Consider the following 9,274-nt stretch of genomic DNA (forward strand, 5'->3'; position numbering starts at 1 on the left):
CGGTTTACCGCCAGCCCCCGTAAGGATTCCATGATGGATACCCGTGACTGTAGCTGTGATAGCGCAAGCGTGCGTGACGCCGCAGCCACCTGGTTTGCGCGTGCTCAAGGGCAGGCCATGAGTGCCGCACAGCAGCTGGAATTGGCCGCATGGCGGGCGCAGCACCCCAGCCATGAAGCGGAATACCAATGGCTGCTGAACCTGTGGTCGGCCACCGACGCATTGCCCAAGGCGCGCTTGCAGGCGTTGTGTGAGCCGCCCGCAGCGCCGCTCAAACGTCGTTCGGTGGTGCGTTACGGGCTGGCGGCCAGCCTGGTTGCCATCGCCGCAGGCGCTGGGGTATGGGGTTATCAGCACACATCGGCGGGGTATCAAGCCCAATTCGCGACCGCCCTTGGCGAGCGGCGCAGCGTGACGTTACCCGATGGCACAAACCTTGAGCTCAATAGCCGCAGCCGCTTGCGCGTCAACTTTGAACGTCGCCAGCGCCATGTTGAGCTGGAACAGGGGGAGGCCATGTTCAGTGTGGCCCACGACAGCGATCGACCTTTTGTCGTGCAGGCTGGGCCGGGGCAAGTAACGGTCACCGGTACGCGCTTTGATGTACGCCGTGAGGGTGATCAAACCCAAGTGGTCGTCGAGTCGGGCCATGTGCAGGTGCAAGGGGCTGACGCAAACGCGCAGGTCAATTTGACGGCGGGTCTGGGCACCTACGTCACGGGGCAAGGGCAGGTGGCAGCGGCGTATGCGGTGAATGCCCAGGCGCTGACTGCCTGGCGCAAAGGGCAGTTGGTGTTTGACGATGCCACCCTGCAAGAAGTAGCGGCCCAGGTATCGCGCTATCGCCAGAAGCCGTTACGTGTGAGCAACCCGGCGCTGGCGCAATTGCGCCTGTCGAGTGTGTTCAAAGTGGATGACACCGATGCGCTGCTCATAGCCTTGCCCAAAATTCTGCCGGTGGTTATCCAGACCCACACCGATGGCAGTCAGGAAATAATTGCACGATAGATTCAGGTTTTTTTCGAGTTCTTCGTCTTCTTGAACAACTGAGACTGGTTTGCATTAACAGTCGCACTCAAGATGCGATCAATAGGGCAAGACTCGACGTGAAAAACAATAATTCCCGTGGACGATTTTCTTCGTTCAACTCAGCTCTGAGTACTCCACTTCCCTCCCCCCGAGCGCGGTGGCTGCCCTTGGCGCTGGCCCTGGCGGTCAGCGCAGCGCTGCCTGCCGCGTTTGCCAATGAGTCTGCGTCGAGCGTCATTCACATTCAGGCCCAACCGTTGGGCGCAGCCTTGAGCCAGTTGGCACAACAGACCGCCTTGCAAGTGTTTTTCAGCCCACAGTGGGTGGCTGGCAAACACGCACCGGCGGTCAACGGCAGCCTGTCACCTGAACAGGCACTGAGCGAGTTGCTGCAAGGCAGTGGCCTGAGTTACGCGTTGAGCGGCGATGTGGTGACGCTGCGCGAAGCGCCTGTGAGCAGCGCATCAGTAGGCAGCGGCACACTGGAACTGGCACCGCTGGATGTAAAAGTGGTGGGAAACTGGCTCGGCGATGCTAACGAATCAGTGGTGCAAAACCATCCGGGTGCGCGCACCGTGGTGCGCCGCGAAGCGATGGTCGAGCAGGGCGCAATGAATGTGCGCGATGTGCTCAAAGGCATCCCCGGCGTGCAGGTGCAAGATTCCAACGGCACCGGTGGCAGCGATATTTCCTTGAACGTGGGGGTGCGCGGCCTCACCTCGCGCTTGTCGCCGCGCTCCACGGTATTGATTGACGGCATTCCGGCAGCGTTCGCGCCCTACGGTCAGCCGCAGTTGTCGATGGCGCCGATCTCGCAGGGTCTAGCTGTTTCTAATAATTGTGATCTAGGTCGCCAAGCGGGTGGAGGCTCTGCATCCGCCTGATTGGGGGCCGGATACGGAAATAGCCAACGGAGTGATAATGGAAGGGGGGGTGAGGCTGTGGGTGATAGCTAATGGTTTGGAGATATATCCTTGAACCTATGGCTGCTTAGCTCAACGAAAAGATAGGCGGTATTTTCTACTCTGTGTGAGTAGGATATATGTCCGTGAAGGTCATTATTTGGTTTAAAGATACAAGTATGTATCGTGGCAGGATACATAGTGGTTGTAAATTCCTACGGTGTAGGAATGTGTATATCCGCAAAGCGAAAAATAGCTTCACGGGTATAAGTATGTAAAGTGGGGCTTTACATGTGTTTATAGTTTAATGTCCAGCTTTTCGATAATAGATTGCTTGTATTCGTCGGCTTCAATGTCTATTTTTATTTTTGCTTCTTTCCACTGTTCTTCATAAAGGTCTTGCCATCGTGCTACTAATGAATGGACAATCATATCAAGGTTTTGTTGTTTTACACTGTTCCCGCTTCTTGCAAACTCCTTGATTAGAACATCATTGGATATTGATTTGCAGCCTGAAAATGCTGCTATTAGCTTTTTAGCGAGGTTTGAGGTCATTCGGATATCATGAAGCTCATCCATTTCTACTATCTTTACGAACATGATTAAAAATTTTTGACGCTCACGTCTTTTAAATCCACCAACCATACCGCCTATTTTTCCTGCATATTCCATCCTGTTCATAATTAGAACTCCTATGTTGTTATAATACCAATACCATAGGGTTTTGATATGTCAATGCTTCAAGGTCATATCTCCGAACCTTCAACTATTTCAGGTTTTGCTTCCGGGATATGTATTGTAGGAAATTGGCTACTTTCGATTTTTTTGAAATTTTAACGTCACCAATCCCCCACATTTTTTTGTGAAATTAATTTGAGAGCGATTTTTGAGTTTTTGCAGTGTCGTTTTTTGTTCTGCTTTGTGGCAAATTTCAACTAAGTGATTTGCTTAGGGTTGAACCCTATTTGCTCATTAACGTCCGACCTTATATTTATTTTCGTTTTGCTATTGACAAGGTTTTTTGCTGTAAATAAGCCATAATTCAATGGTTAAAAAATTAAATATCTAAAAAAATTCGATGAAAACGTTAAATTTTCACGGCAATTTTTTCAAGAAAATAATTTTTGTAAAAAGTCGATTTTTGGTTACTGCCCCAAATCGCTTTCGGGATATTTACGCTTATCAGCCCAGTGAATGATATTCACCCATTTTGATGAATTTTGAAAAGTGTGAAATTTTCATTAGGAGAGAAATTTGATATGTATGTATACATACATATAGGTTGGGGGACATATCTCCGAACCTATGGAAGTATTGGGTTGAGTGGTTAACGCTGTTTTGGACTGTTTTTGATATAGGCTTTTTACACTACCCATAATGCTGCGAGGTATAACGCATTTGGCTATTTTAGGCGTGTAGTGGTGTGGCTTGGTGTCGTTATATCAACGGAGTGGAAGAATGCCGATTTTGACCAATTCCGTGCGTTATATCGATATCGGTGGGGCGGTGTATGTATATGTGGGGGATACGGGGAGGAAAGGGAGGGGATGGGCGGGAAAGGAAGAAGAAACACCCTCACCGGGTGCTATTATCTGATATAGGCTTTTGCACTAATTATAATGCTAGGGTTGCTTTCTCCAATAAAATACAGTTCTACGGCTTACATTTAACTCCTTCATGACTTCCTTAATGGTTGCTCCTGCTTCAAGTAAGATAATACCTCGTTCTCTCTTGGTCTTGCCCTTCTGTTTACCCCTGAAAGCCTGTATCTCGCTTGTATGGGTTCTTGCGACATAATCGTCAAAGGTGCCCCGGTTAAAGTTTCTATGCGTCCACTTCGCCACGCTTTTGGCCGTGTGCTTTACTTCGGAAATGTCCAACGGCGTAGTAAAATTAACGTTGTAGCCGGTGGCACGGTCTAGGCAAGCGTTTAGCCATTGTTCATAGGTCGGCCAACCCTGACGAATCGCCTTGTATGCCCACGCTCTTAATTGGTCAAAAAGCATACAGTTACGACCCAAGCCATAATCCTCTATGGGCTTTTCTTTGGCCTTTTCAGGGGTTAGGTCGATGTAGTCGGCCAAGTCGTCCAACGTGTATGGATCGGCCTGCCATTGGTGGACGATCCAGTGGGAATTGATCGGGTTCTTGCAGATCAACCCGGAATAGCCTCTGTCGGCTCCCAGACGACTACGCAAGCCTGCCTCAACGGCTGCAGCGTATCGTAAAGCGGCGGTTTTGCCGTCGATTGCGGTTCGGACAGGTGTTTGTAGGAGGTAAAGCAAATGAGCGTGCCCATTGGCCGGATTTCGAGCTATTAGGTTTGGGGCTGGTGCTCCCACGTCATCCCAGTGCATCCCTGCATTAGATTTATCGAGGTCAAAAACCATCCAATATCTATGTGTAGGCCCATTGGGCTGAACTAGTCTTGCAAGTTTAGCTTTTTCTTTTTTGTTGATTTTTAAGCCGCTGATTAAATCATCGGTGTGATAAGGTCTCTTTGGTAAGTAGTCCTCAAATAGTTTTATACATCCCATTGTTTTCCTCTTCTAATTGGTTGTTTAGAAAAAGAAAACCTTGGAAGATGACTTGACAATAAACTTTTTGATGATTAAATGAGTGTGTTGATTAAAGTTTTTTAAAATTTTATTGTAGTATCCTTAGCCACCTTGCCGGGTGGTTTTCTTTTTCTGCTCCTTTCAAGTTGCCACACTTTCGAAGTTTGTCAAACTTAGATGGTAAAAAACCCGCTTAGTCGCGGGTTTTTTATTGGCATAAAAAAGCCTGCACGATGCAGGCAAAGGGAAATGGAAATTACACTACCGCCTGTAAGTGGTGAGTTTGTACTGTGGTTTGTGTTGAAAATCAATGCTGCCTATCAATTAGACTGAAGGATATGAGTTTTTTCATTCAAGAAATTATTTTTTTTGCCGATACAGCAAGTATTGATTTATTACGTCTGGGTTTAGGAGCGGTCGATGAATATTAGAAGTATGAACATTGGTAGTCGAGCCGGTATTGGGTTCACAATTATCGCATTACTCGTTTTGGTTATGGGAGGGATCGCTTTATTCCAAGCACACCAAATGGACGATGCAGCTGCCGAAATTCGTAATGAGTGGTTGCCAGCAGTCGAGGCTGTGGGAGTGGTTGGGAGTAGTTTAGGGCGAGCCAGAGCACTGACTTTACGAACGTTGATTTTGGAGGAGAAATCCGAACTAAATACTACCGTTGATCTGGTTAGAAGTATAAACCAAGATGTTGCTATGAGCTTGAAAGGTTATGAAAAGGAAATAGATGACTCTGAGGATCGTCAGATTTTCGAGAAATTTAAAACCTCATACGAAAAGTACCTTTCTGTTCAGCGTCAGATTTTAGAAGGAGTTTTGTCTTCACCTGAAAGGGCTGACGAAATTAAGATGGCAAATGGACCTTTGGCTGATAATGCTGATCAAATGATGGTTTTTTTAAATCAGTTGATTAAGTTTAATGAGAAAGGTGCTGTTCATGCTGCTGATCAAACAAATAAAGTATTTAATGCTGCTGTTTTCATGATTGTTGTCGCGTTGATTATTATTTTGATACTGATGATTGTAATCGCGGTGGTTCTTACTCGGAGTATCGTTTCTCCTTTGGCTGAAGCGGTGGTAGTTGCAGATAGAATTGCCGATGGTGATTTAACTCAACGAATCAAGATAAATGGTTCTGACGAGCCTGCACACCTGCTAATTGCATTGAAAAAAATGCAGATTAGCTTGCATGATACGATTGAAAGAATCTCCGAATCATCACATATGCTGGCTTCTGCTTCTGAAGAGTTACATGCGGTGACGGAGGATACTAATCGAGGACTCAACCAGCAAAGTGCAGAAATCGACCAAGCCGCTACAGCGGTAAATGAGATGACAGCGGCGGTTGAGGAAGTGGCTCGTAACGCTGTAAATACTGCCGATGATTCTAAAGCTGCTGATAAAAGCACCTATCAAGGCCGTGAAAAGGTTAGTCAGGCTTTGGAGTCCATTAATAAACTCGTTGGTAATATCTCTGATACTTCGTCTGAAGTTAAAATTTTGGCACAGAGTGCCGGTGAAATTAGTCAAGTACTGGTAGTAATTCGCTCAATTGCTGAGCAAACAAATTTGCTGGCACTTAATGCTGCCATCGAAGCTGCTAGGGCTGGCGATGCTGGTCGTGGCTTTGCTGTTGTAGCGGATGAGGTACGTGCGTTGGCTCATAGAACCCAACAATCGACAGCTGAAATAGAACAAATGATTGAAGGTATTCAATCAGGTACAGGCCGTGCAGTTGATGCTATGAATGAGAGCCAAGACCGTGCTAATGGCACGTTAGTGGTTGCTCGGGAAGCTAATGATGCTCTTGAGGTAATTAGTGAAGCAATTACCTCAATCAACCAGAAAAACTTGGTTATTGCCAGTGCTTCGGAAGAGCAGGCACAGGTTGCCCGTGAAGTTGACAGAAATTTGGTTAATATTAGGGATTTGTCAATGCAAACGTCTGCGGGGGCTAACCAAACCAATGCGGCTAGTCAAGAGCTTTCGCGTCTTGCGGTAGATTTGCATTCTATGGTTTCAAAATTTAGGCTTTAAAAGCAAGATGACGCTCGCAAATTATTTATAAGCCCCTTTTAGGGGCTTTTTTTATGAGTTAGCTATATGGGTCATAAGGGTCTTGAAATGGGCTTGGTGGCTTGAGTTTTAGCAGTCTTCTCTTTCTGGCTTCTTTCGCCTGCAGGGCTTCCTCCTTGTCAAACTCAATAACTTGTTTTCTTGTGAACGTGTCGGATGCCAAAAGTTTCACTTTATCTGTAAATCCTAACTCCACTTTGGCATGGTCTAATCCTTGTTCTTTTAGTTGTTCCCCAACGTTAAATAGGTAATCCTTTCGTTTCTCTGAACCCAAGCGGCTTGCCATTTTATATGTGTTTTCTCTTAATCTCTTATAGAATTGCTCTGGATTTTCATCAAGCCTTTTGGCTTCAAGTATTCGATCAACCAGAATGTCAAATTTTTTGATTAATGGTTCAAGCTCTTCCTCGTAGACCTTAATCGCTTTTTCTAATACTGATTTTCTTTCGGTATCCTCTTCTATTTTCTTCCTTAGCTCGCGTAGTTCTTTGGTCATTTTTTCTTTGGTGGATTTGAAATTTATCTTTAGCTGTTCGGTTTTGTTCGTCTTCTCGGTTATGTCCTCGGACAGTATTTGCCTATGGTGGTCGAGCTTCGCATTTTCTTTTTGCTGCTCTGTGGCGTGCATCTCTAAGTTTTGGATTTTATTCTTGTATGTTGAAACAGTATTTTGAAGCTCGCTTATCGTGGTGTTAAGCGTGACGACATTCGTTTTTTGCTCGGTCAGCTCTTCTTTCTTCTGTGTAAGCTCCTGCTCAAGTTTCTCTACTTGTCTGGTGTAATAGTTATGGCTTCGCTCGCTCTTGGGCTTCTTGGCCTCCTGCTCAATCTTGCTTAGGAATTCTTTGTTATCCTTGGTTTTAGGTAGGAATTTGGCTTGTAAGCCATATGGAGCGGCTAAGCTGTTAAAGTGCTCGTAAAAGGCCGCCTGCATTACTTTTGACTTCCATGACTCGCGTTCTCGGATAAACCTATGGTTTTGCTTTTCTTCGCTACGGTTGGGAAGTTTGAAGTCTTCTAATGTTGGCGGTTCGGATATATTATCAAGGTGAGCTTTATTCTTCGCGTAGTATTGTGATGCGAATTCAAATTCTTGGGCTGAAAAATCATATTTTCCGGTCTTTGTGTTTTGAAGGTCAAGGAAGGCGTGAACGTGGTTGGTTGTCTCGTCCAAGTGGCTGAATGAAAAAAGCATCTTGTTGTTGGGGAAATTCTTTTGATAGAACTGGTGCATGGCTTTCTGCAAAAGGTCTGTGTATCCCTTTGTGATTGCCAATTTATTGGGTTCGGGGATCACAAGGATGATCTCCTTGACCCTGTTAACCGTCCTTGATACGGCTCTATCTGGTGCGTTCTGCTCGATCTCCTGCTTCTTGGTGGTGTAGTTCTCTAAAAGGTCGATCCTCTGGGCTACGCGGCTAATCTTGTGTTGATTTAATAGGGTGGCGTAGTCCTCGATTACCAACGTCCTTTCCCCCTCCATTACAGATGTGACATGTTCTTTTATCTCGGTTGGTTCGGTTGCGTTTATGAATTTGACCAGTTTAGATTTGAGTTTTCTCAGCTTTTCTTTTTCTGCTGCTATCTCGTCAGTCGCTTCTGTCGCTATGAGCTTGGTTTGTAGTTGGTCGTTGAAATCGGCCAGTAATTGCTCTGCCAATTCCCTTGTTAATATCTGTTCAAGACCACCTACAATGGCGACACTCGGGTGGTCTGGATTGGGATTGAATTCAAAGTCGTCATACTCATTTTGATCGAGCCTGAGCGAGTGTCTTAACGAACTATCTAACCCCTTCAGGTTGGAGTAGTTCCTATCTCTTTTTGTTAGCGTGATTGTTTGCAGGTTGGTGTCATTCATTACATCCTCAGTAGTGGGTTGGTCTTTGCTCTTGGCTTTTGCTTCTGTCCTGCCGACTAGGCACCTGCGTTAACCGTCACATCTTTTGCGTAGCAAAAGTGGGATGGTTAACATAGCAGGTATGTTTCTAAGGGCTTCTTTGAAAACTTGAACCATATGCATATATTGAACCACATAAAAAATGTATATCAAGCATGATGGTGTGGGTGGTTTTGTATAGTGGTGTTGGTTGGGTATGTGCGTGCGGTGTAGTAATCTTTATTATAGTTATCTAGTGTATATGATATCTATATATAGATAACTAAAGACGTGTGTGGGTGCGTGCGTATACATGAGGCGTGTGCGGGGGAGTGCATTATGCGAGAGATTTTTTTAAAAAAGTTTTTTTTGAAGAAAGTCAAAAGCTATTCTGGTGATTAAGAGCGTGGTGCCTTTTGTTTTTGCTCTGGTTTTTAACGTGTAACGCCTTGGATTGTTAATGTGTAACCCCTCCAATTTTCGGTTTATTAGAGGGGCTTAATTTTATTTTATGATGTGGGAAAGGTCTGGTATTCCAAATGGCGTTAGTGGAGCTTTTTGTTTGAAAAATTGATGGGTATAAAGATTAAAGTCTTTTTCACCTTTTATACGAATGTCCATGCCGACGAGGTTTGTTTCTTTGTCAATTTTAACGTCGAAGGTGATTCCTCTGGTGATGAAAAATGTGTTGAGTTTCAATCGGCCTTCTTCTGTTTCGTATAGGGCTATTATGTCTTCGTAGGTGGTGATTTCGAGCGTTTCCGCTTCGATTGCTAACGTGCCTTCAAGTTTTTGGATCTCGCTTTCTAACACGGTGATCC

General features: G+C 45.4%; 5 protein-coding genes and 3 pseudogenes. 4 read left to right on the forward strand and 4 right to left on the reverse strand.

Annotated elements, in window-relative coordinates:
• Positions 1-30: 30 nt before the first annotated feature.
• On the forward strand, positions 31-1,008 hold the full coding sequence (locus TU86_RS18215; protein WP_048365702.1) for a FecR family protein: 978 nt from the start codon (positions 31-33) through the stop codon (positions 1,006-1,008).
• Between the two features lie 146 nt (positions 1,009-1,154).
• Positions 1,155-1,892 (forward strand): annotated as a pseudogene (locus TU86_RS18220) (STN domain-containing protein); the annotation flags it as partial.
• A 336-nt stretch (positions 1,893-2,228) separates the two neighbouring features.
• Here TU86_RS18220 and TU86_RS18225 read toward each other — a convergent pair.
• Both TU86_RS18225 and TU86_RS18230 read right to left on the reverse strand, forming a co-directional pair.
• On the reverse strand, positions 2,229-2,612 hold the full coding sequence (locus tag TU86_RS18225; RefSeq protein ID WP_043864217.1) for a hypothetical protein: 384 nt from the start codon (positions 2,610-2,612) through the stop codon (positions 2,229-2,231).
• A gap of 941 nt (positions 2,613-3,553) precedes the next feature.
• The gene (locus TU86_RS18230; RefSeq protein WP_048365704.1) at positions 3,554-4,468 is read right to left on the reverse strand and encodes a replication initiation protein; all 915 of its coding nucleotides are present in this window, start codon (positions 4,466-4,468) and stop codon (positions 3,554-3,556) included.
• Positions 4,469-4,924: 456 nt separating this feature from the next.
• On the opposite strand from TU86_RS18230, the pseudogene TU86_RS23750 reads away from it, so the two are divergent.
• Positions 4,925-5,680: pseudogene (locus TU86_RS23750) on the forward strand (MCP four helix bundle domain-containing protein); the annotation flags it as partial.
• 45 nt (positions 5,681-5,725) lie between these two features.
• On the forward strand, positions 5,726-6,538 hold the full coding sequence (locus TU86_RS23755) for a methyl-accepting chemotaxis protein (protein ID WP_420876386.1): 813 nt from the start codon (positions 5,726-5,728) through the stop codon (positions 6,536-6,538).
• A 58-nt stretch (positions 6,539-6,596) separates the two neighbouring features.
• Here TU86_RS23755 and TU86_RS18240 read toward each other — a convergent pair whose 3' ends face one another.
• On the reverse strand, positions 6,597-8,435 hold the full coding sequence (locus TU86_RS18240) for a coiled-coil domain-containing protein (protein ID WP_048365706.1): 1,839 nt from the start codon (positions 8,433-8,435) through the stop codon (positions 6,597-6,599).
• Positions 8,436-8,957: 522 nt separating this feature from the next.
• Positions 8,958-9,274: pseudogene (locus tag TU86_RS18245) on the reverse strand (hypothetical protein); the annotation flags it as partial.

It is taken from the genome of Pseudomonas weihenstephanensis, from assembly GCF_001043055.1.
Taxonomy (GTDB): domain Bacteria; phylum Pseudomonadota; class Gammaproteobacteria; order Pseudomonadales; family Pseudomonadaceae; genus Aquipseudomonas; species Aquipseudomonas weihenstephanensis.

Excerpts from the sequence above, each read along its gene's own strand:
- TU86_RS18230 (WP_048365704.1), bottom strand. The coding sequence starts at position 4,468 with ATGGGATGTATAAAACTATTTGAGGACTACTTACCAAAGAGACCTTAT.
- TU86_RS18215 (WP_048365702.1), top strand. The coding sequence starts at position 31 with ATGATGGATACCCGTGACTGTAGCTGTGATAGCGCAAGCGTGCGTGAC.
- TU86_RS18240 (WP_048365706.1), bottom strand. The coding sequence starts at position 8,435 with ATGAATGACACCAACCTGCAAACAATCACGCTAACAAAAAGAGATAGG.
- TU86_RS23755 (WP_420876386.1), top strand. The coding sequence starts at position 5,726 with ATGCTGGCTTCTGCTTCTGAAGAGTTACATGCGGTGACGGAGGATACT.
- TU86_RS18225 (WP_043864217.1), bottom strand. The coding sequence starts at position 2,612 with ATGAACAGGATGGAATATGCAGGAAAAATAGGCGGTATGGTTGGTGGA.